This window comes from Pseudonocardia sediminis, assembly GCF_004217185.1.
Lineage (GTDB): Bacteria > Actinomycetota > Actinomycetes > Mycobacteriales > Pseudonocardiaceae > Pseudonocardia > Pseudonocardia sediminis.
Genome location: NZ_SHKL01000001.1, coordinates 2,273,374 through 2,294,123 on the forward strand (window position 1 = coordinate 2,273,374; position 20,750 = coordinate 2,294,123).

At 73.6% G+C, this 20,750-nt stretch carries 22 protein-coding genes; 9 read left to right on the forward strand and 13 right to left on the reverse strand.

Translation table 11 applies throughout. From position 1 onward, the window contains the following. The first annotated feature begins 6 nt into the window (after positions 1–6). Genes dxs through EV383_RS10610 form a run of 3 tightly spaced genes read left to right on the forward strand, consistent with a single transcriptional unit; the run spans position 7 to position 3,884 of the window. Positions 7–1,962, forward strand: coding sequence for a 1-deoxy-D-xylulose-5-phosphate synthase (gene dxs / locus EV383_RS10600; protein WP_242623009.1), 1,956 nt, complete (start codon positions 7–9; stop codon positions 1,960–1,962). Continuing rightward, positions 1,962–2,627 carry a response regulator transcription factor gene (locus EV383_RS10605; RefSeq protein WP_130289759.1) on the forward strand — a complete coding sequence of 222 codons (666 nt, stop codon included), beginning with the start codon at positions 1,962–1,964 and terminating at the stop codon, positions 2,625–2,627. The genes dxs and EV383_RS10605 overlap by 1 nt, the downstream gene beginning before the upstream one ends. A gap of 3 nt (positions 2,628–2,630) precedes the next feature. Beyond that, positions 2,631–3,884: a sensor histidine kinase gene (locus EV383_RS10610; protein ID WP_242623010.1), complete on the forward strand. Its 1,254-nt coding sequence runs from the start codon at positions 2,631–2,633 to the stop codon at positions 3,882–3,884. Here the strand turns inward: EV383_RS10610 and EV383_RS10615 are convergent. The 3 genes from EV383_RS10615 to EV383_RS10625 all read right to left on the reverse strand — a co-directional run bounded on the left by EV383_RS10615 (position 3,796) and on the right by EV383_RS10625 (position 6,721). Continuing rightward, positions 3,796–5,004 (reverse strand): HRDC domain-containing protein, encoded by a 1,209-nt coding sequence (locus EV383_RS10615; RefSeq protein ID WP_423213640.1) that lies wholly within the window; start codon positions 5,002–5,004, stop codon positions 3,796–3,798. The two genes, EV383_RS10610 and EV383_RS10615, sit on opposite strands and share 89 nt — an antisense overlap. A 170-nt stretch (positions 5,005–5,174) precedes the next feature. After that, the gene (locus EV383_RS10620) at positions 5,175–5,828 is read right to left on the reverse strand and encodes a LuxR C-terminal-related transcriptional regulator (protein WP_165438299.1); all 654 of its coding nucleotides are present in this window, start codon (positions 5,826–5,828) and stop codon (positions 5,175–5,177) included. A gap of 299 nt (positions 5,829–6,127) precedes the next feature. Next, the gene (locus EV383_RS10625) at positions 6,128–6,721 is read right to left on the reverse strand and encodes a DUF3000 domain-containing protein (protein WP_242623011.1); all 594 of its coding nucleotides are present in this window, start codon (positions 6,719–6,721) and stop codon (positions 6,128–6,130) included. 107 nt (positions 6,722–6,828) lie between these two features. Here EV383_RS10625 and hemE point away from each other — a divergent pair, with 107 nt between their 5' ends. The 3 genes from hemE to hemQ all read left to right on the forward strand — a co-directional run bounded on the left by hemE (position 6,829) and on the right by hemQ (position 10,465). Continuing rightward, complete coding sequence (gene hemE, locus EV383_RS10630; RefSeq protein ID WP_130289761.1) at positions 6,829–7,944, forward strand: uroporphyrinogen decarboxylase; 1,116 nt, start codon at positions 6,829–6,831, stop codon at positions 7,942–7,944. Continuing rightward, entirely contained in the window at positions 7,941–9,485 is a 1,545-nt protein-coding gene (hemG, locus tag EV383_RS10635; protein WP_130289762.1) for a protoporphyrinogen oxidase, read from the forward strand. Before hemE ends, hemG begins: the two co-directional genes overlap by 4 nt. Positions 9,486–9,769: 284 nt before the next feature. Further along, positions 9,770–10,465 carry a hydrogen peroxide-dependent heme synthase gene (gene hemQ, locus EV383_RS10640; protein ID WP_130289763.1) on the forward strand — a complete coding sequence of 232 codons (696 nt, stop codon included), beginning with the start codon at positions 9,770–9,772 and terminating at the stop codon, positions 10,463–10,465. 69 nt (positions 10,466–10,534) lie between these two features. Here hemQ and msrB read toward each other — a convergent pair whose 3' ends face one another. Then, positions 10,535–10,993 carry a peptide-methionine (R)-S-oxide reductase MsrB gene (gene msrB / locus EV383_RS10645; RefSeq protein WP_130289764.1) on the reverse strand — a complete coding sequence of 153 codons (459 nt, stop codon included), beginning with the start codon at positions 10,991–10,993 and terminating at the stop codon, positions 10,535–10,537. A gap of 73 nt (positions 10,994–11,066) precedes the next feature. Beyond that, a complete protein-coding gene (locus EV383_RS10650; protein ID WP_130289765.1) occupies positions 11,067–11,366 on the reverse strand; it encodes a hypothetical protein in 300 nt (99 codons plus the stop codon). 89 nt (positions 11,367–11,455) lie between these two features. Here EV383_RS10650 and ligD point away from each other — a divergent pair, with 89 nt between their 5' ends. Then, positions 11,456–12,490 (forward strand): non-homologous end-joining DNA ligase, encoded by a 1,035-nt coding sequence (ligD, locus tag EV383_RS10655; RefSeq protein WP_130289766.1) that lies wholly within the window; start codon positions 11,456–11,458, stop codon positions 12,488–12,490. Between the two features lie 4 nt (positions 12,491–12,494). Here ligD and EV383_RS31115 read toward each other — a convergent pair whose 3' ends face one another. Then, a complete protein-coding gene (locus tag EV383_RS31115; protein ID WP_165438300.1) occupies positions 12,495–12,668 on the reverse strand; it encodes a hypothetical protein in 174 nt (57 codons plus the stop codon). Positions 12,669–12,824: 156 nt separating this feature from the next. Here EV383_RS31115 and EV383_RS10660 point away from each other — a divergent pair, with 156 nt between their 5' ends. Further along, positions 12,825–13,022, forward strand: coding sequence for a hypothetical protein (locus EV383_RS10660; RefSeq protein WP_130289767.1), 198 nt, complete (start codon positions 12,825–12,827; stop codon positions 13,020–13,022). Here EV383_RS10660 and EV383_RS10665 read toward each other — a convergent pair. Next, positions 13,019–13,996, reverse strand: a complete 978-nt coding sequence (locus tag EV383_RS10665; RefSeq protein WP_130289768.1) for a DNA polymerase domain-containing protein — start codon at positions 13,994–13,996, stop codon at positions 13,019–13,021. The two genes, EV383_RS10660 and EV383_RS10665, sit on opposite strands and share 4 nt — an antisense overlap. A gap of 103 nt (positions 13,997–14,099) precedes the next feature. Beyond that, complete coding sequence (locus EV383_RS10670; RefSeq protein WP_130289769.1) at positions 14,100–15,041, reverse strand: NAD(P)-dependent oxidoreductase; 942 nt, start codon at positions 15,039–15,041, stop codon at positions 14,100–14,102. A gap of 119 nt (positions 15,042–15,160) precedes the next feature. Here EV383_RS10670 and EV383_RS10675 point away from each other — a divergent pair, with 119 nt between their 5' ends. Then, positions 15,161–15,904: an SDR family oxidoreductase gene (locus EV383_RS10675; protein ID WP_130289770.1), complete on the forward strand. Its 744-nt coding sequence runs from the start codon at positions 15,161–15,163 to the stop codon at positions 15,902–15,904. A gap of 6 nt (positions 15,905–15,910) precedes the next feature. Here EV383_RS10675 and EV383_RS10680 read toward each other — a convergent pair whose 3' ends face one another. The 5 genes from EV383_RS10680 to EV383_RS10700 form a co-directional block, all read right to left on the reverse strand. Next, positions 15,911–16,861 (reverse strand): glycine betaine ABC transporter substrate-binding protein, encoded by a 951-nt coding sequence (locus EV383_RS10680; protein ID WP_165438301.1) that lies wholly within the window; start codon positions 16,859–16,861, stop codon positions 15,911–15,913. Between the two features lie 178 nt (positions 16,862–17,039). Further along, on the reverse strand, positions 17,040–18,071 hold the full coding sequence (locus tag EV383_RS10685; protein ID WP_165438302.1) for an ABC transporter substrate-binding protein: 1,032 nt from the start codon (positions 18,069–18,071) through the stop codon (positions 17,040–17,042). A gap of 83 nt (positions 18,072–18,154) precedes the next feature. After that, a complete protein-coding gene (locus EV383_RS10690) occupies positions 18,155–18,829 on the reverse strand; it encodes an ABC transporter permease (RefSeq protein WP_130289773.1) in 675 nt (224 codons plus the stop codon). Between the two features lie 16 nt (positions 18,830–18,845). Further along, a complete protein-coding gene (locus EV383_RS10695; protein WP_242623012.1) occupies positions 18,846–19,544 on the reverse strand; it encodes an ABC transporter permease in 699 nt (232 codons plus the stop codon). Next, on the reverse strand, positions 19,544–20,578 hold the full coding sequence (locus tag EV383_RS10700; protein WP_130289775.1) for an ABC transporter ATP-binding protein: 1,035 nt from the start codon (positions 20,576–20,578) through the stop codon (positions 19,544–19,546). The genes EV383_RS10695 and EV383_RS10700 overlap by 1 nt, the downstream gene beginning before the upstream one ends. Between the last annotated feature and the right edge of the window lie 172 nt (positions 20,579–20,750).

Below are 20,750 nucleotides of genomic sequence, written 5' to 3' on the forward strand. Positions count from 1 at the left end.
CAGTAGGTGTCTGACACGCGAGGTCCGGCGAACCCTGGTCTGGCGGCGATCCGGCGACCGGCCGACCTGCGCGGTCTCGACGCCGCGCAGCTGGAGCACCTCGCTGCGGAGATCCGCGGCTTCCTGATCAAGGCGGTCTCGCGCACCGGCGGGCACCTCGGCCCGAACCTCGGCGTCGTCGAGCTGACGATCGCGCTGCACCGGGTCTTCGACTCCCCGCGCGACACGATCGTCTGGGACACCGGGCACCAGGCCTACGTCCACAAGCTCCTCACCGGCCGGCACGTCGGCTGGGACCGGCTGAAGAAGACCGGCGGTCTGTCCGGCTACCCGAGCCGCACCGAGAGCGAGCACGACGTCGTGGAGTCCAGCCACGCGTCGTCGTCGCTGTCCTGGGCCGACGGGATCGCCCGCGCCCAGCAGCTCGCCGGCCTCGACCGGCACGTCGTCGCCGTGATCGGGGACGGAGCGCTGACCGGGGGCATGGCCTGGGAGGCGCTGAACAACATCGCCGCGGGTGCCGACCGCAACGTCGTGATCGTCGTCAACGACAACGGCCGTTCCTACTCCCCGACGATCGGCGGGCTCGCCGACCGGCTCGCGTCGCTGCGCCTGCAGCCCGGCTACGAGCGGATGCTCGAGGCCGGCAAGCAGACGCTGCGCGGCACCCCCGTCGTCGGGCCCGCGCTCTACGCCGGGCTGCACGCGCTCAAGGCCGGGGTGAAGGACGCGGTCAGCCCGCAGGAGCTGTTCTCCGACCTGGGCCTGAAGTACTTCGGACCGGTCGACGGCCACGACGTCGCCGCGATGGAGTCCGCGCTGAGCCGGGCCAAGCGCTTCGGCGGACCGGTGATCGTGCACGCGGTGACCCGCAAGGGCAACGGCTACCCGCCGGCCGAGAACGACGAGGCCGAGCAGATGCACTCACCGGCCGCGTTCGACCCGGAGACCGGCGCCCCGACCGGCGCGCCGAGCACCGGCTGGACCGACGTGTTCGCCCAGGAGATGGTCGAGCTCGGGCACCGCCGCACCGACGTCGTCGCGATCACCGCGGCGATGCTGGGCCCGGTCGGGCTGGAGCCGTTCTCCCGCGCGCACCCGGACCGCCTGATCGACACCGGCATCGCCGAGCAGCACGCGCTGACCGCGGCCGCCGGGCTCGCCCGGGCCGGGATGCACCCGGTCGTCGCGCTGTACTCCACGTTCCTCAACCGGGCGTTCGACCAGCTCATGATGGACGTCGGGCTGCACCGCGAGGCCGTGACGCTGGTGCTCGACCGCTCCGGCGTGACCGGCAGCGACGGCCCGTCGCACAACGGGATGTGGGACCTGTCGATCCTCGGCGTCGTGCCCGGCATGCGGGTCGCCGCGCCGCGCGACGAGCCGACACTGCGCGAGGAGCTGGCCGAGGCGCTCGCCGTCGCCGACGGGCCGACCGCGCTGCGCTACCCGAAGGGCTCGGTGATCCCGTCGGTCCCGGCACTGCGCCGGGTCGGCGGGGTGGACGTGCTCCACGAGCCGTCCGAGGGGCGGTCCTCGGTGCTGATGGTCTGCGTCGGGGCGTTCGGTGAGGTGGGTGTGGCCGCGGCACAGCGGCTGGCCAAGCAGGGTGTCGACGTCACCGTCGTCGACCCGCGGTGGGTGCTGCCGGTGCCCCGCGCGCTGCACGCGATGGCCCGCGAGCACGACCTGGTCGTGACCGTGTCCGACTGCGGCACCCACGGCGGCTTCGGCTCCGCCCTGTCCGACGCACTGCGCGCCGACGAGATCGACGTCCGGCAGCGCGACCTCGCACTGCCGCAGTCCTACCTCGAGCACGGCAGCCGCGACGACGTGCTCTCCCGCACCGGGCTGACCGTGCAGGACGTGGCGCGGCGGGTCACCGAGTGGGCCGCGGCCGCTGTCCCCGGCGTCGCGACCCCGGTGGAGGCCCGGGTCGACCACCCGGAGCAGTCGCGCTGATGCGGGTCATCGTGGTGGAGGACGAGCACGCGATGGCCGACGCCGTCGCCCGCGGGCTGCGCCGGGACGGGATGGCCGTCGACGTCGCCTACGACGGTGACTCCGGTTCGGAGAAGCTGTCGTTCACCCGCTACGACGTCGCGGTGCTCGACCGGGACCTCCCGGGGCGCTCCGGCGACGAGCTGTGCGACGAGGTGCTCGCCGCGGGCGGCACCACGCGGGTGCTGATGCTGACCGCGAGCGCGACCCTGGCCGACAAGGTCGAGGGGCTCTCCCGCGGCGCCGACGACTACCTGGCCAAGCCGTTCGACTTCCCGGAGCTGGTCGCGCGCGTCCGGGCCCTGGGCCGCCGGGCGAGCCCGGCCGTCCCGCCGACGCTGGTCGCCGGGGACGTCCGGCTGGACCCGGCGAAGCGCACCGTGCACCGCTCGGGGACGCCGGTGGAGCTGACCCGCAAGGAGTTCGGCGTGCTGGAGGTGCTGCTCGGCGCGGGCGGTGCCGTCGTCAGCAGCGAGGAGCTGCTCGAGCGGGTGTGGGACGAGAACGCCGATCCCTTCACCACCACCGTGCGGGTCACCGTGATGACACTGCGCAAGAAGCTGGGCGACCCCGGGGTGATCGAGACCGTGGTCGGCGCCGGCTACCGGGTCCCGGACGCGGGCTGAACCGTGGCGCGGGCCGCGAGGTGGGACGGCGCCGCGGGGTGGGGCCGCGCCGCCGGTCTGCGCCCCCGCCTGACCCTGCTGGCCACCGGGCTCGTCGCCCTGGTCAGTGCCCTGCTGCTGTGGCTGGGCTGGGTCCTGGTCGGCACCGTCGTCGCGACGACGACGGCGTTCCCCACCGGCGGGACGGTGCGGATCGGCGGGGTCGAGGTGCCGGCCGAGTCGGCCCGGGCCGCGGTGGCCGCCGCCGCCCGCTCCGAGGTGCTGCGCGCCGGGCTGATCGCGTTCCCGCTGGTGGTGGTCGCGGCCGCGCTGGTGTCGTGGATGCTGGTCGGGCGGGTGCTGGCGCCGCTGCACCAGGTGATCGCGGCGTCGCGGCGGCTCTCGGCGTCGTCGCTGGGGGAGCGGGTGGCGCTGCAGCGGGCCCGCGGCGAGGTCGCCGAGCTGGCCGCCGGGTTCGACGCGATGCTCGACCGCCTGCAGGCCGCGTTCGAGGCGCAACGCCGGTTCGTCGCGAACGCCGGGCACGAGCTGCGCACCCCGCTGGCCGTGCTGCGCACCGAGATCGACGTGACCCTGCAGGACCCGGACGCCGACGTCGCCGAGCTGCGACGGATGGGCCACGTCGTCCGTGACGCGGGCCGGCGCTGCGACGAGCTGGTGGCCGGTCTGCTGCTCCTGGCCCGGACCGAGGCGACCGGGCCGCTGGGGGAGCCCGACCTGGCGACGGTGAACCTGGCCGACCTGCTGGTCTCCGAGCTCGACGACGTCGCGGGGGCGGCGGTGGAGCACTGCCTGTCGGTGCGTGCGGACCCGGTCCCGGCCCGCACCCGCGGCGACGAGGTCCTGCTGCGCCGGCTCGTCGGGAACCTGGTGGAGAACGCCGTCCGGCACAACCGCGACGGCGGGTGGATCGAGGCGTCCACCGCGACCCGTGCCGGGGGCGACGCGGACGTGGTCGAGCTGGTCGTCTCCTCGTCCGGCCCGGAGCTGGCCGCCGACCAGGTGGGAGAGCTGTTCGAGCCGTTCCGCCGGGGCCCCGTCGCCCGCACCGCACGGACGCGCGGCTCCGGTCTGGGGCTGTCGATCGTGCGGGCGGTGGCCGTCGCGCACGGCGCGACCGTGGACGCGATCCCGGTGCCGGGCGGCGGCCTGAAGGTACGGGTGCGGTTCAGCTCGGCGGTGTCGGCGCCGGGTCCGGCGGTGAGTCAGGGACCGAGTCCGGCGTCGCTGCCAGCGCACGTTCCAGGACCGGGCTGAGCAGCTCGGCCTGCCACGGGCGGGCCCCGCCGGCGCGCAGGGCGCCCGCGACGTCGCCGTCGGCGGGCGGGGTCCAGCAGATCCGGCGCATCAGGTCGGGCTGCAGGAGGTTCTCGGCCGGGACGTCCCACTGCTCGGAGACGGCGGCGATCCCGGTGCGGGCCGCGGACAGCCGCGCCGCGGCGTCCGGGTCGCGGTCCGCCCAGCGCGCGACCGGGGGAGGCCCGTCGGTCGGGGCGGAGGCCCGCGGCAGCTCGTCGGCGGGCAGCGCGGCGGCCGAGGCCAGCGCGTCGAACCAGTAGCGGCCCAGGCGTCGCTGCGAGCGCCCGCGGAACACCGGCAGCCCGGCGAGAGCCTCGACCGAGTCCGGGTTGCGCACGGCGGCGTCGACGATGGCGGAGTCCGGCAGCACCCGCCCGGGGGCGATGTCGCGTTCGGCGGCCAGCTGGTCGCGGGCCTGCCACAACGCGCGCACCCCGGCCAGGGGACGGGGCTTGCGGACCTTGTGGATCCCGGACGTCCGGCGCCACGGCTCGGCCCGCGGTGCGGACGGCGGCGCGGTGCGGACGGCCTCGAACTCCTGGTACGCCCAGTCGATCTTGCCCTGCTCGGTGAGCATCCCGGTCAGCACGTCACGCAGCTCGACCAGCACCTCGACGTCGAGCGCGGCGTAGACCAGCCAGTCCTCGGGCAGCGGGCGCCGCGACCAGTCGGCGGCGCCGTGGCCCTTCTCCAGCGCCAGCCCGAGCAGGTTCTCCACCATCGGGCCGAGCCCGACCCGGGGCAGCCCGGCCAGGCGGCCGGCCAGCTCGGTGTCGAACAGCGACGCCGGGCGCAGCCCGATCTCGTCGAGGCACGCCAGGTCCTGCGACGCCGCGTGCAGTACCCACTCGGGGCCGTCCAGTGCCCGGGCCAGCGGCTCGAGCGCGGAGGTGTCGGAACCCGACCGCAACGGGATCGGGTCGACCAGGGCCGTCCCGGATCCCTCGCGGCGCAGCTGCACCAGGTAGGCGCGCTGCGAGTAGCGGAAACCCGACGCCCGTTCGGCGTCGACGGCGACCGGGCCGGAACCACCCGCGAACGCCTCGGCGACGTCGAGCAACGCCTGCCGGGTCGTCACGACGTCCGGCAGCCCGTCCGCGGGGTGGAGCAGGGGAGTGGCGACCGGACCGGCATCGGCCTCGGCGCCGTCCCCCGGGGTCGACGGATCCGACGGCCGCGTCGTCGCGGTCCCGCCGGCTCTCGTCGCGGCGCCGGAGCTCGATCGGCCGGCGCCTCCAGTGCTCGAGCTCAGCGAATGACCCCTGCGCGCATGGCGAGCGCCACCATCTGGGCACGGTCACCGGTGCCGAGCTTGCGCCCGATCCGGGAGAGGTGGCTCTTGACGGTGAGCGCGGACAGGCTCAGGGCCTCGCCGATCTCCTTGTTGGACTGCCCGTCGGCGACGAGCTGCAGCACCTCGACCTCGCGGGCGGAGAGCTCGCGCGGCGTGTTGTCGGTGCCCGGCACCCGGCTCCCGGTGGCGAGCAGCGGGGCGACCGTCGGGTCGGCGTAGACGCCGCCGTCGAGCACCCGCTTCACGCCGTCGGTGACCACCGACGGGGAGGCGGACTTGAGCAGGTACGCCTGCGCACCGGCCTGGAACGCCGACCGCACCGCGTACGGGTCGTCCGAGGAGGCGAGCACGACGAGCCGGTTCCAGCCGAGCGAGCGGAGCTCGCTGACCAGATCCAGCCCGCTGCCGTCGGGCAGCGTCAGATCGAGAATCGCGAGATCACACGGGCCTGCCGCGTGGGCGCGAGCACGTGCCTCGGTGACCGAAGCCGCCTCGTGCACCGTGCCTGCCCCCATCGCACGCAGCCGTCCGGCGATGGCCTCGCGCAACAGCGGGTGGTCGTCGACCACCATCACGGTGAAGAGCTCTTCCCGAGGATGCGGAACCATCGAGGGCGACAGCACTGCCCCGTGTGCGGGACCTTGTACTGGAGCGCCCTGGCCTACAACAGCCACGTCGTCAACCTTCCATGGAGTCGGTCGCTTGCCCCCGACCAACACCGGTTCCCGGCGGACGGAGAGTGGCGCTCAACCGCCCGGGGGGGTGTCATGCGGGAGATGGTATCCCTCCATGCGGCCTAACGTCCTGTATCCAATCGAACTTGTGCTGTTCAAAGTTACAGCCTTGTGGCGTGGGTCCCACTCCGGTGGGTGACACTTTTATCGCACAGCGCTGTGACCAGCGACAACTAGCCGGACGTTCGGCTCAGCGCCCGTACGCCGAGTGGCGGCAGCCCCGCAGCCGAAGCGACGAGGGCGCAGAACGCGGCGGCGTGTCGCGCGAAGTCGCCGTCGCTCTCCGTAGGGGACCAGGAGGCCCGCAGCTCCACGTCGTCCTCCCGGGGGGCCGCCTCCATGCCGCCGAAGCGCACCGACGACGTCTGGGTCACGGTCCCGCCCAGTGCGGTGAACTCCGCGCCGGACTCGGCGAACGCGTCCGTCAGCCACGACCACCCGACCTGCGGCAGCATCTCGTCGCCGAGCTGCTCGGGCTCCATCCGCGCCTGGACGAAGCAGACGAGGCGGAACGTGCCCTCCCACTTCTCCTGCCCCTCGGGGTCGTGCAGCAGGATCAGCCGTCCCGACGTGTCGGGCTCGTCGAGGTCGTCGGTGCCGTCGCCGCGGTGCACGATGTCGGCCTCGACGCTGGTCGCCCAGCTGTAGGACGCGAGCCTCGGCGGCGCGTCCAGGTCCCGGACCACGAGCTCGGGCCGGGGCCGGACGGCGGCGAGCGAGGCCGCCGCGCGGCGGAACAGCGGGGGTGTGATGATCGCTTCCGGCACGGGCCGGGACTCTAGGCGGCTTCCGGTGCCCCGGCCGTCAGGCGCGCCGTGATGATCGCGCAGGTGGTGAGCACGGGCCGCATGTGCCGTGGGAGAATCCGGTCCTCATGACTTCCGCGAACGGCATCTCCGCACCCGCGCCCGGCATCCCCGCGCCCTCACGTGGCGACGAGCTCCCGTCGCCGTCGCGCCGGGACCTGGCCGGCGCCCCGTTCCTGGAGGCCGCGCACGGCCGCCGTCCGGCGCACCTGCCCGTCTGGTTCATGCGCCAGGCCGGCCGGTCGCTGCCCGAGTACCGGGCCCTGCGGTCGGGGTCCGGGATGCTGCAGGCCTGCCTGACCCCGGACCTGACCTGCGAGATCACGCTGCAGCCCATCCGCCGGCACGGCGTCGACGCGGCGATCCTGTTCTCCGACATCGTGGTGCCGCTCTACCTCGCCGGCATCGGTGTGGACATCGTGCCCGGCACCGGGCCGGTGGTCGGGCACCCGATCCGGACCGCCGCCGACGTCGAGCGGATGCCGATGCTCGAGCCCGGGCAGGTCGACCCGGTCACCGACGCGATCGCGCTGCTGCTCCCGGAGCTGGGGGACACGCCGCTGATCGGCTTCGCCGGCGCGCCGTTCACGCTGGCGTCCTACCTGATCGAGGGCGGCCCGAGCCGCAACCACGAGAAGACCAAGGCGCTGATGCGCTCGCAGCCCGAGGTGTGGCACCGCCTGATGGGGCGGCTGTCCGATCTGACCGGGCTGTTCCTGCGCCGCCAGGCCGCGGCCGGGGTGGACGCGGTGCAGCTGTTCGACTCCTGGGCCGGGGCGCTGTCCGAGCGGGACTACCGCGAGTTCGTGCTGCCGCACTCGTCGGCGGTGCTGTCGTCGCTGGCCGGGGCGGGCGTCCCACGGATCCACTTCGGGGTCGGCACCGCCGAGCTCTTCGGCGCGATGGCCGAGGCCGGTGCCGACGTCGTCGGGGTGGACTGGCGCACGCCGCTCGACGTCGCCGCGGCGCGGGCCGGGGGGACGCACCCGGTCCAGGGCAACCTCGACCCCGCCGTGCTGTTCGCCGGCCAGGACGCGATCGACGCCGAGGTCGTCCGGATCGCGGGCGAGGGGACGCGCACCCCGGGGCACGTGTTCAACCTCGGGCACGGCGTGCTGCCCGACACCGATCCGGACGTGATCACCCGGACCGTCGAGACGGTGCACGCGCAGCCCGTCCGGTGAGCTCTCCGGACCGTCGCGCGCCGCACGTCGCGGTCGTCGGCGGCGGGGTCTCCGGGCTCGCCGCGGCACACCGCCTGCGCACGCTGCTCGGGCCGTCCGCGCGGATCACCGTGCTCGAGCAGCGCGACCGTCTCGGCGGGGTGTTGCGCACGGTCGACCTGGCGGGGACGCCGTTCGACGTCGGGGCCGAGGCGTTCCTGGCCCGCCGCCCCGAGGTCCCGGCCCTGCTCGACGAGCTGGGCCTGGCCGGCCTGCGCGTGCACCCGGGCCGGGCGACGGCCACGATCCGCGCCGGTGGCCGCACCGTCGGGCTGCCGGCCGGGACGCTGCTCGGCGTCCCGACCTCCCGTGCCCGCCTCGACGACGTCCTGTCCGCCACCGGTCTCGACGCGGTCCGCGCCGAACCCTCCCGTGCGCTGCGCTGGGAGCCCGGGTCCGACGTCGCCCTCGGGGGACTGCTGCGCGAGCGCTTCGGCGACGAGGTGGCCGACCGCGTCGCCGACCCGCTCCTGGGCGGCGTCTACGCGGGCCGGGTGGACACGCTCGGCCTGCGCGCGACCGTGCCTGCTCTGGCCGCCGCCCTGGACGCCGGCGCGGAGTCGCTCACGGCCGCGGCCACCGCCGGTGCGGACGCCACGCCCGCCCCGCCCCGGCCACCGGCGGGGACCCCGGCCGACGGCGTGCCGCCGAGCCTGACATCGCCGGACGGCCCGCCCGGCCGTGTCTCCGGCGGTGCCGCTCCGCCGCAGGTCGCCGCCGGGCCGGTGTTCGGCGCCGTGCGCGGCGGGTACCGGGTGCTGCTCTCCGCCCTGGCCGACGCCGCGGGTGCCGAGATCCGCCCGGGTACGACCGTGCGCTCGCTGGAACGACGTCCGGACGGCTGGCGCCTGGTGCTCGGGCCCGTCCCGGAGCCGGAGGTGCTCGACGCCGACGCCGTCGTGCTCGCCGTCCCGGCGCCGGCGCTGCGGCGGCTGCTGGAACCGGTCGTCCCGGCCGGGGCGTCGGCGGTGGCGGGGGTCGAGCTGGCGTCCTCGGTCGTCGTCGCGCTGGCCTACCGCGCCGCGGACGTCACCGCGATGCCGCCGACGTCGGGGTGCCTGATCGCGGCCGACGAGCCGCTGTCGGTCAAGGGCGTCACCCACTCGTCGACGAAGTGGGGCCACCTCGCCCCGGACGCGACCGACGACCTCGTCCGCCTGCGGGTGTCGATGGGCCGCTTCGGCGAGGCCGCGACGCTGCAGGTCGACGACGACGAGCTCGTCCGCCGCGCCCGCGCCGACCTGAGGATCCTCGACGGGATCGACGCCGAACCGGTCGCGGTGCACGTGCAGCGCTGGGGTGGGGGACTGCCGCAGTACGGCGTCGGGCACCTGGACCGGGTCGCCGCGCTGGAGTCCGCCGTCGCCGGGGTGCCGGGGCTCGCGGTGGCCGGGTCGGCCCTGCACGGGGTCGGCGTCCCGGCGTGCGTGGGCACGGCCCGCTCGGCGGCGGAGCGGATCGCGGCCGGGCTGACGGCGACGGGCACCGCTGCGCGACCGTGACCGGGCGTCCCCGCGGCGACGGACCGGCCCCACCGGCGCGGTGATCGTCGGCCCGGTCCCGGTCGAGGCCACCGGTGGCGCCGATCGGGACCCGTCTCGCGATCACGTCCCCGGGGCGACCGGCCGCGGGTGTCGGGGGCACGAGCCGTGGCACGAGGCCGCAAGGGAGCGGGTCGACGGCCCCGGTCGCGGCACCGAGCTTCTCCGACCCGTGTGGGGCCGCACACCCGTACGCGGCCGGACTGAGCGGGGAGGGGTGGGACACGACGTGGCAACATGGAGCCATGGCCCGCGTCGACTACCACGCCATCAACGACTCCATCCGCTACACCATGTGGTCGGTGTTCCGGGTCGAACCCGGACGCCTCGGGGACGACCGTTCCTCGGCCGCGCAGCAGGCGTCGGAGTTCCTGGACTCGCTCGACAACAAGGGCGTCATCGTCCGCGGCGTGTACGACCTGGCCGGTGTCCGCGCCGACGCCGACTACATGATCTGGTGGCACGCGGACAACATCGAGGCCCTGCAGGCCGCCTACTCCGACCTGCGCCGCACCACCGCGCTCGGCCGGGCGTCGGTCCCGGTGTGGAGCCAGACCGCGCTGCACCGCCCGGCGGAGTTCAACAAGAGCCACGTGCCGGCGTTCATGGCCGGCGAGGAGCCCAAGCGCTACGTGTGCGTCTACCCGTTCGTCCGGTCCTACGAGTGGTACCTGCTGCCCGACGACGAGCGCCGCAAGATGCTCGCCGACCACGGCAAGGAGGCCCGCGGCTACGCCGACGTGCGCGCCAACACCGTGCCGGCGTTCGCACTCGGCGACTACGAGTGGATCCTCGCGTTCGAGGCCGACGAGCTGTACCGGATCGTCGACCTGATGCGTCACCTGCGGGCCACCGAGGCGCGCCTGCACGTGCGCGAGGAGGTCCCGTTCTACACCGGGCCGCAGGTCCAGGTCGGCGACCTGGTCGCGACCCTGCCCTGAGCGCTCCGCCACGACGAGAACGGCGCCGGTCCCCACCACGGGGACCGGCGCCGTCGTCGTGCGTGGGCGTCAGCTCTCGGCCGGCTCCAGCTTGAGCGAGACCGAGTTGATGCAGTAGCGCAGGTCGGTCGGGGTGCCGTAGCCCTCGCCCTCGAACACGTGCCCGAGGTGGCTGTGGCAGGTCGCGCACAGCACCTCGACCCGGCGCATGCCCATCGAGCTGTCGACCCGCTCGATGACCGCCTCGCCGGCGAGCGGGGTGAAGAACGACGGCCACCCGCAGTGCGACTCGAACTTGGAGTCGCTGCGGAACAGCTCGGCGTCGCACGCCCGGCACCGGTAGACGCCGGTGGTCTTCGTGTCGGTGTACTCACCGGTGAACGGGCGCTCGGTGCCCGCCTTGCGCAGGACCTGGTACTCGGCCGGGTTCAGCTGCGCGCGCCACTCGTCGTCGGTCTTGACGACGGTGGGGGCGGGCTCGGTGTCGGTGGAGTTTTCGGAGCCGCTACCTCGGCTGAACAATCCCATGCGTCCACGCTAACCCGTTCCGGGCGCCCGTGCCGCCGAGCTGCGTGCCCTCCCGCCGTGACGTCGGCCGGGGTCAGATCCAGGTCGTGAGCACCAGGACCAGGACGTCCCAGATGATCCACGCCGCTCCGAGCAGGAGCGCGCTCACCACCAGGACCGCGGCGAGGCGGCGTGCGCCCTCCGCCCGGTTCGCGGAGTCGGCGAAGTCGCCGACGCTCTGCAGGTAGCCCTCGACGGTGCAGGTCGTCACGCGTTCCATCTTGTCGAGGTGGGCGGCGAACGCCCGGGCCTCCGGGTCGTCGGGGTCGAGTCCGATCAGGTCGTCGTCGAACCGCGGGGAGCGGTCCGGGACCCCGGGGATGCCTGCGGACATGGGGAGAGGATATCCGCTCCGGCGCCCCGCGCAGGTGACCGACGTGTGTCGGGGTGACGCGGATCGGGGGAGGGGAATACCGTTCCGCCGTGGCCAGCAAGGATGTCGTGATACTGCAGGTGCCGGGACCCGACGGGGACCGCGACGTCCGGCTGACCAGCCCGGACAAGGTCGCGTTCCCGGCGCTCGGGATCACCAAGCGCGAGGTGGTCGAGTACTACCTCGCCGTCGGCGAGCCGATGGCCCGCGCGCTGCGCGACCGTCCCACCAACCTCAAGCGGTTCAATGACGGCGTCGACGGCGAGCCGTTCTTCGTCAAGCGGGTGCCCAAGGGTGCTCCGGACTGGGTGCGGACGTGCACCGTGACGTTTCCCAGCGGCCGCACCGCGCAGTCGGTGTCGATCAGCGAGCCGGCCACGATCGCCTGGGCCGCGAACCTGAACACGCTCGACTTCCACCCCTGGCCCGTCCGCTGCCCGGACACCGACCACCCCGACGAGCTGCGCATCGACCTCGACCCGCAGCCCGGTACTGACTTCGCCGACGCCGCGGCCGTGGCCATGGTGCTGCGCGAGGTCCTCGACGAGGCCGGTCTCGTGGGCTGGCCGAAGACGTCCGGCGGGCGCGGTCTGCACGTGTTCGCGCGGATCCGGCCGGAGTGGGACTTCATCGAGGTGCGGCACGCGGTGATCGCGATCGCGCGACGGGTCGCGGCCCGGATCCCGGACCGGGCGACGGTGGACTGGTGGAAGGAGGAGCGCGGCGAACGCGTCTTCCTCGACTTCAACCAGGCCGCGCGGGACCGCACGATCGCCTCGGCGTGGTCGGTGCGCGGCCTGCCGTCGGCGACGGTGTCGATGCCCCTGACCTGGGACGCCGTACCCGACGTGGAGCCCGACGACTTCACCCTGCGCACCGTGCCCGGGCTGCTGGCCGAGCGCGGTGACCCGCACGAGGCGATGGACGACGCCGTCGGAGGCTGCGAGACGGCCCTGGAGTGGTACGCCGCCGACGAGCGCGACCACGGCCTGGGGGAGATGCCCTACCCGCCGGAGTACCCGAAGATGCCCGGCGAGCCGATGCGGGTGCAGCCCTCGCGGGCGCGGAACACCGACGGCGGGTAGCGCCTCAGCGGGAGACGGCCGGGCCGACCAGAACGGCCGGGCGCGGGACGTCGTCGGCGCCCGCCGACCCGCTCAGCACGCCCGCGCCGGCTGCGGCGACGACGGTCGCCGCGACGATCAGGCGGGCCACGGTGTTTCGACGGCGGGCGGTGCGGCGGAGGTTCCTCGGAGCGGTCATGTGCTCTGTGTCGGTGGTCCGGGTCACGTCCGTTGCACCTGTCGCGCCGGATCCCCAGAAGTGGGTACGGCCGAACGGCCCAACGAGCCGCTGTCCCGGATGATCGCCGCATCGACGGGTCCACCCGCCCCCGGAGCGGTGGCAGACTCACCGCCTGTGTACGCGTTCCTGGACGACGGCCCGCACAAGGGCGAGACGTTGCGGATCACGGCCGAGCGGGGCGGTGCCCCGCCCCGGGAGATCGAGCTCGCCGATCCCGCGGCGCCGGAGTTCGGGCCCGTCACCTACCTGCTGCTGGGCCCGCACCAGAACGACGAGTGGTGGATCTACCGCAGGGCACGACCCGGGTCCTAGGCGCCGGCGTCCTTCTCCGCCTTCGCCGCGGCGCGCTTGCGGCGTTTGCCCTCGTGCATGGCCTGCACCCGGGGGACCGGGATGGTGTGGCCCTCCTCGACCAGGCCGCCGGGCATCGGGCGGGGCTCGGGCATCCGCTCCCGCCACGGGTCGGCGTCGCCGAGGCGCTCCGGCGCGGTGCGCACCGTGAAGTCGCCCGGCGCGACGGTGTCGAGCTCGTCCCAGGAGACCGGGAACGACACCGGCAGCCCCGGCCGGGCGCGCGGGCTGTAGGCCGCGACGAGGGTGGCGCCGCCGGCGCGGGTCGGGTCCAGGAACACCCGCTCGCCGCGGTCGGCGCGGATGAACGCCGTCGTCGCGACGTCCGGGCCGAGCGCCGCGGCGCGGGCGGCGAGCGCGCGGGTGGCGGCGAACGCGTCGACGATCTCGACCGGCTCGTCCAGCGGCACGAACAGGTGCAGCCCCTTCGCCCCGCTCGTCTTCACCGCGGCCTGCAGCCCGGCCGCGGCCAGCGCCTCCCGGACGAGGTGCGCCGCGGCGACGACCTGGGAGAACGGGCCGTCCTCGGGCGGGTCGAGGTCCAGGATCAGCTCGGTGCTCCGCGTGGCGCCGTCGGGGATCAGCGTCGGGTGGTACTCGATCGCCCGCTGGTTGGCGAACCACAGCAGGGTGCGACGGTCGTCGCAGAGCGCGTAGCGGACCTCGCGCTGCGACGTCTCGGCCCAGGACGCGGTGGAGGCGATCCAGTCCGGGGCGTGCTTGGGCAGGTTCTTCTGCATGAACGGCGCCGCGCCCGGCCGTGCTCGGATCACCGACAGCGGACGGCCGGCGAGACCGGGGAGGATCCGGCCGGCGACGGCGTCGAGGTAGTCGACGAGGTCCCGCTTGGTCGCCTCCGCACCGTCGAACACCGGCTGGTCGAGGTTGGTCAGCTCGACGCCGTCCCGGACGTCGTCGACTCCGCGCCTGCTCATCGCGCACTTCTACCACCCGCGGGGCCCGGTGGCACCGCACGAACGGAGCTCCCGTCCACCCCTGCTGGACGAGCGGAGCTCCCGTCCGGCGTGGAGGAGGGGGTCAGGTGACCACGTTCTCGAGGGGCTCGCCCCGCTCCAGACGGTGCACGTTGGCGGCGAACGTGTCGGCCATCGTCCGGTAGGAGTCCTCGGTGACGCCCGCGACGTGCGGGGTGACGACGACGTCGTGGTCGAAGAGCTCGTCGGCGGGGTCGATCGGCTCGGTCCAGGCGACGTCGAGCCCGGCGCCGGCCAGGTGCCCGGAGCGCAGGGCGGTGAGCAGCGCGTCGCGGTCGACGACCGGGCCCCGCCCGACGTTGACCAGCAGGCCGCCCGCCGGCATCGCGGCCAGGACGTCGGTGCCGACCAGGCCGAGGGTGTCGTCGGTCAGCGGTACGCACACCACCAGCGCGTCGGAGTGCGCCAGCGCCTCGTGCAGCCGGGCGACGGGGACGTAGCGGCCGGGCGCGAGGAGGGCGTCGGCGTCGGGGTAGTCGGCGCGGTCCCGCCGACCGGCGCCCCAGACGTCGACACGGAACGCGTGCAGCCGCTCGACCAGCGCCGTTCCGCTCGCGCCGACCCCGAGCACGGTCACCGTCGACCCGGACAGCGTCCGCCCGATCGGGCCGCCGACGTGCCGCTCCGCCACCGCCGCCCGGGCCTGCGGGTAGCGCCGCCGCAGGGCGAGCAGGTGGAACACGGCCAGCTCCGCGACGGCGACGGCGTTGCCCTGCGAGCCGGGGACGTTCGTCACCGGGATCCCGCGCTCGCGCGCGGCGTCGAGGTCGACGCCCTGCACGCCGACGCCGAACTGCTGCACCATCCGCGCTCCGGTGGCGTCCAGGAGCGTGGCGTCCACCCGGGCCCCGAGCGGGACCAGCACGTCCACCGCGGGGGCGTCGTTCCCGTCCTCGGCGATCTCGATCAGCTCGGCGCCGGGCAGGGCGTCGCGCAGCATCCGGCGCACGTCCGGGAACGCGCCACCGACCAGTCCGATCCTCATGGGTGATCACTGTGCCGCAGACGCGGGGTGCGGGCGCGCGGGGTGATCGGGACGACGCGTCCGGACCGGGCCGCGCGGGTATCCGGTGATCGAACGACCGACGACCCGAGGAGGACCCGGTGACGGGACGACTGGACGGCACGACCGCCGTGGTGACCGGCGCATCGAGCGGGATCGGTGCCGCCACCGCGCGCGCCCTGGCCGCCGAGGGCGCCACCGTGGCGCTGCTGGCGCGCCGCCGCGACCGGCTCGAGGAGCTGGCCGCCGAGCTGGGGGAGCGCACCTCGGTGCACGAGACCGACGTCGCCGACGAGGCCGCCGTCCGGGCGTCGCTGGAGGCCGTCGTCGCGGCCCACGGCGGCATCGACGTGCTGGTCAACAACGCCGGGTACGGCAAGATCGAACCGGTCGCCGACGCCGAGTGGTCGAACTGGCGGACCATGGTCGACGTCAACGTGCTCGGCGTGTTCGCCGCGGCGATGGCCGCCGTCCCGCACCTGGTCAAGGCCGCCGACGGCCCGCGCGGCGTCGCCGACATGATCACCGTGAGCTCGGTGGCCGGGCGCAAGGTCGTCAAGGGCACCAACGTCTACGCCGCGACCAAGCACGCCGTGGGCGCGTTCAGCGAGGGCCTGCGCCAGGAGCTCGCGGAGCAGCACGTGCGGGTCGGGCTCGTCGAGCCCGGGCTGGTGCGCACCGAGCTGACGCAGGACCCGACGTCGGGCACCGCGGAGATCCGTGACAACGGCTACGCCGTGATGGAGGCCTCCGACATCGCCGACGCGATCGTCTACGCGGTCACCCGCCCGGCCCGCGTCGCGGTCAACGAGATCCTGATCCGGCCGACCGAGCAGACGCGCTGATCCCGGTCAGCGAGCGGCGGGGACGAAACCCTCGTCGGCGAGCCACGCCGCGGCGACGTCGCGCGGGTCGCGTCCCTGTCCGGAGACCTGGCGGTTGAGCGCGACCATGGTCGCCTGGTCGAGCGCACCGGCGATCGGGTCCAGCACCTTCGCCACGTCCGGTGCGTGGTCGAACGTGGTCCTCCGGATGGTCGGCGCCGGGTTGTAGATCGTGTGGAACGTCTTGTCGTCGGTCAGGACGCGCAGGCCCAGGCCGGGGATCCGGCCGTCGGTGGAGTAGACCTCGCCGAACAGGCAGTCACCGCGGGCGGTGGCCTGGTAGATGTCGCCGCCGTCGAGGACCCGGAGCCGGTCGCGCGGGACCGTGAAGCCGTAGGCGCGCTGCAGGTTCACCAGCCCGTCCGGGCGGGTCGCGTACTCGCGCTCCACACAGACGTCGCCGGGAGCCCCGGAACGGACGTGGGCGGCCATCTCCGACAGCGTGCCGACACCGGGCAGGGCGCCGCCGGCCGTCGCGAACGCGTAGGTGTCGTCGACGTCGGCGCGGTCGGTCCAGACGACGTCGTTCTCCTGCAGGTCGCGCTGCCTCACCAGATCGTGGAGCCGGCCCGCGTCGAGGATCTTCTGCGACTGGCGCAGGAAGACCTCCCAGGCCGTGCCGGTGTACTCCCAGTAGACGTCGATCTCCCCGTCGAGCAGTGCCTGACGGGTGGCCTCGGTGCCGCCGATGTCGCACCGGCTCGTCACGGTGGCGCGGGCCTCCCGCAGCGCCGCGGCGGTGATCTCGCAGAGGATGCTCTGCTCCTCGGAGATGTCCTTGCCGCCGACGGTGTAGGTCCGGCCGCTCAGGTCGGCCGCGGCCGAGAGCGGCGGCCGGGACCGCGCGTCGCCGGAGCCGGGGTCGAGCACGAACACCACGGCCAGGGCCGCCACGACGACCACGAGCGCGACCGCCACGGCGATCACGGTCGGCCGGCGGTTGTGCGGGTCGCGCCCCGCGGGGCGGCCGGACGGCTGCACGGTCCTCCCGTTCGTCGTCTCCGAGTCGGTGGTACGAGGGTGGTGATACCACTCGGGGCAGGACGAGGAATCCTCGCCCTGCCCCGGGTGGGTGGAACCGGTGGTGCCGACGGACCTACTTCAGGCCGTTGGCCGCCAGGAACTGCTGCGCGACCTGGCCGGCCGGCTGGTTGTTGCCCTGTACCTGCTGGTTGAGGGCCTGGATGGCCTCGTTGCTGAGCAGACCGCTCACCCAGTTCAGGGTCGCGGTGAACTCCGGGCCCTGGGCCGCGACGACGTCCTGCTTCACGATCGGCGCGACGTACTGGTAACCGAAGACCGCCTCGGGGTCGGTCAGCAGCTTGTACTTGCCGGTGGTGAGCTGGTAGTCGGTCGTGAACGCGTTGGCCGCCTGTGCGGCGCCCTGGTCCACGGCGGTGTACTGGCTACCGGCCGGGGCGGGCAGGTAGCCGACGTTCGGCAGGTTGTAGGTCTTCTTCATGCCGACCAGACCGGTCTCCCGGTTCTGGAACTCCGGCGGGCCGGAGACGGTGACGCCCTGGCCGCCGGGGCCGACCTTGCTCAGGTCGGAGATGGTCTCCAGGCCCTTCTCCTGCGCGTACTGGGTCGAAACGACGATGCCGTCGGTGTCCTCGAACGCGGTCTGCAGCAGGACCGTCGAGCCGCGGTTGGCCTCGAGCCAGGCCTTGGCCTTGTTGTAGGTGTCCGAGGCCGAGGTCGGGGCCGGCAGCTTCGCGACACTGGTGACGGTCTCACCGAGGTACTCGGGGAACATCTGGATCTGGTTCGACTCGAGCGACTTGTCGATCAGCTCGGAGCCGCCGATGCTCGCCTTGAGCGTGGCGTTGTAGCCCTTGGCCTTGAGCGCCTGGGTGTAGAGCTCGCCGAGCACGGTCTGCTCGGCGAAGTTCTTCGACCCGATGACGATGGCCGGCTTGCCCTGGCCCGGGGTGCCCTGGGGGAGCGGGCTGTTCTGCGGGGTCGCGGTGATCGAGACGGCGTCGGCCGGGATGCCCTCGGCCGCGGGTGCGCCGCCGCCCGAGGACGGGGCCGCGGCCTCTCCGCCACCGCCGCCACCACAGGCGGCCGCGAGGAGTGTGGCGGCGAGGAAGCCCCCGAGGGCTCCCCGGCGCGTCCAGGACCTCACGGTCCTGGTGGATGACGACTTGCCCATGGGTACTTCCCTTTCTTCCAGACGTGCTTCGAACGTGGTGGGAGCGGAGGCCGGACTCACGCCGGAGCCATCGCTGCGGAACGGGCGAGCTTGATCCCGGCCGGGGTCACGGCGCGCTCGGCGAGCGAGAGCAGGCCTGCGCCGACGAACGCGAGGACGATCGCGAAGGCGGCCGCCACGAGGATGCCGGGGGTGCTCTCCCCGGAGGGGTTGCCGATGATGTCGCCCAGGGTCCCGATCTGGCCCGGCCGCGTGGCGTACCCGGCGAAGATCGCCAGGTAGGCCGTCGCGACCGTGTAGACCCAGGCGGTCCGCACGCCGGTCATGATCAGCGGGATGGCGTTGGGCAGCTCGACCCGGAACAGGATCTGCGAGTCGGTCATGCCCATCCCGCGGGCGGCCTCGACCATCCCGCGGTCCACCCCGGCCACGGCCGTGTAGGCGTTGGTCAGGATCAGCGGCAGGGCGAGCACCACCAGGGCGATCGTGATGTTGACGAAGCCGAACCCGATCAGCGCGATCATGACCGCGATCAGCGCCAGGGTCGGCAGCGCGCGCAGCACGTTGCCCAGGTTGATGGCCAGGAACGAGTACTTGTGCAGGTGGCCGACGTAGGCCCCGATCGAGACGCCGATGAGGACCGAGATGACGAGCGCGACCAGGGACAGCAGGAGGTGCCCGAGCGTGAGCGTCAGCAGGCGGGTGAAGTTGTCGCTGAGGTACTGGAACATGGTTATCGCCTCTCCCTCATCGACTGGCCCGGGCCCACGGCGTGACCAGCTTCTGCAGCTGCACGACCAGGGCGTCGGCCACCAGGGCCAGGGCGATCGCGAGCAGACCGGTCGTGATCAGGCCGGTCGTGAACACGTTGCGCTGGGCGTTGAACAGCGGGGTGCCGAGGCCGGCCTGGACCACCTGGGCGGCGACCGTCTCCAGCGAGATCACGGTGACCACGGCGATCCGGACCCCGGCCATGATCGACGGCAGGGCCAGCGGCAGCTGGACCTTGAACAGCACCTGGTTGCGGGTCAGGCCCATCCCGTCGGCGGCCGCGATGGTCTCCGGCGGCGCGGCGCGCAGGCCGGTCACCGCGTTGGCGAAGAGCAGCAGCAGCGTGTAGCCGGTGAGGCCGATCAGCACCGTGCCCACGTTCAGGCCGGTGATCGGCACCATCAGCAGGAAGAACGCCAGCGCCGGCACCGTGTAGAGGAACGTCGCGAACGCCGAGAACCCCTTCTCGAACCAGCTGTTGCGCACCGCGTACAGCGCTGCCGCGATCGAGATCACGAGGCCGAACAGCACGGCGAGCGCACTGATCCAGATGTGCTGGATCAGGGCGGGCGCCAGGACGCTGCTCCAGTTCGCGCCGACCCAGTCCCAGCAGAAGAACTGCCCGGCGCAGTTCGGCCCGGAGAAGTTGGGGATGACCTGGGTGGGTACCGACATCACGCCTCGCCCGCGACGACGACGTCGGTCGGTGCCTTCGGCGAGGTCTCGTAGACCGCGTCCTGCAGCTGGTCCAGGGTGACGGTGCCGATCACGGTGGCCGTGTCGTCGTCGTGGGTCACCTTCAGGATCCGCGAGCCGGAGGCGAACAGCACCGACAGCCCGGTCCGCAGCGTGGCGCTGCCCTTGACCGTCGGGGCGTCGGACGGGGCGTTGTCGGTGCCGGTGACCTCGACCAGGTCCCGCATCAGGCGCAGCGACAGGCGCTTGAGGCCGCGGTCGGCGCCGACGAAGTCGGCGACGTACTCGTCGGCGGGGGAGCCGAGGAGCTCGTCGGCCGTGCCGTACTGGGCGAGCACGCCGCCCTGGCGCAGCACCGCGATCTTGTCGCCCATCTTGATCGCCTCGTCGATGTCGTGGGTGACGAAGATGACGGTCTTGGCGATCTCGCTCTGGAGCTTGAGGAACTCGTCCTGGATCTCGTTGCGCGTGATCGGGTCCAGGGCGCCGAACGGCTCGTCCATCAGCATGACGGGCGGGTCGACCGCGAGCGCACGGGCGAGCCCGACGCGCTGCTGCTGGCCGCCGGAGAGCTGCGACGGGTAGCGCTTGGCGAAGTTCTGGTCCAGCCGCACGAGGTCGAGGAGCTCGACGGCGCGGGCCTTGATGCGGTCGGCCGACCAGCCGAGCAGGCGGGGGACGACGCCGATGTTCGACTCGATCGTCATGTGCGGGAACAGGCCCACCTGCTGGATGACGTAGCCGATGTCGCGGCGCAGCGTGGTGATGTCGACGTCGCGGACGCCGTTGCCGCCGATCAGGATCTCGCCCTCGTTGAAGTCGATCAGCCGGTTGATCAGCTTCATCGCGGTCGTCTTGCCGCCGCCGGACGGGCCGACCAGGCAGCAGATGTCGCCGGCCGGGACGGTCAGCGACAGGTTGTCGATCGCCGGTGTGTCCTGCCCGGGGTACTTCTTCGTGACCGAGCGGAACTCGATCTCGACGCCGGGGCGCTGGCTGTGGGCCTCCGTCATCGGAGCCCCCCGTCGTTGTGCGTGCCGCGTCCGGCGGGTTCGAACCGCATCACGATGTTCCTCCTGTCGTGGCGATCGGCCTGGGGCCGATCAGTGCCGGGATGACGTCCCGCACCGTCGTGGCCGGTTCGTGCTCCGGCCGCGACCACTCGTGTCGTACCGGGGGAGTCCC

Coding starts and splice junctions, on each gene's coding strand:
- EV383_RS10605 (WP_130289759.1), top strand. CDS start 1,962: ATGCGGGTCATCGTGGTGGAGGACGAGCACGCGATGGCCGACGCCGTC.
- EV383_RS10620 (WP_165438299.1), bottom strand. CDS start 5,828: ATGGTTCCGCATCCTCGGGAAGAGCTCTTCACCGTGATGGTGGTCGAC.
- hemE (WP_130289761.1), top strand. CDS start 6,829: ATGACTTCCGCGAACGGCATCTCCGCACCCGCGCCCGGCATCCCCGCG.
- hemQ (WP_130289763.1), top strand. CDS start 9,770: ATGGCCCGCGTCGACTACCACGCCATCAACGACTCCATCCGCTACACC.
- msrB (WP_130289764.1), bottom strand. CDS start 10,993: ATGGGATTGTTCAGCCGAGGTAGCGGCTCCGAAAACTCCACCGACACC.
- EV383_RS10650 (WP_130289765.1), bottom strand. CDS start 11,366: ATGTCCGCAGGCATCCCCGGGGTCCCGGACCGCTCCCCGCGGTTCGAC.
- EV383_RS31115 (WP_165438300.1), bottom strand. CDS start 12,668: ATGACCGCTCCGAGGAACCTCCGCCGCACCGCCCGCCGTCGAAACACC.
- EV383_RS10665 (WP_130289768.1), bottom strand. CDS start 13,996: ATGAGCAGGCGCGGAGTCGACGACGTCCGGGACGGCGTCGAGCTGACC.
- EV383_RS10670 (WP_130289769.1), bottom strand. CDS start 15,041: ATGAGGATCGGACTGGTCGGTGGCGCGTTCCCGGACGTGCGCCGGATG.
- EV383_RS10690 (WP_130289773.1), bottom strand. CDS start 18,829: ATGTTCCAGTACCTCAGCGACAACTTCACCCGCCTGCTGACGCTCACG.
- EV383_RS10695 (WP_242623012.1), bottom strand. CDS start 19,544: ATGTCGGTACCCACCCAGGTCATCCCCAACTTCTCCGGGCCGAACTGC.
- EV383_RS10700 (WP_130289775.1), bottom strand. CDS start 20,578: ATGACGGAGGCCCACAGCCAGCGCCCCGGCGTCGAGATCGAGTTCCGC.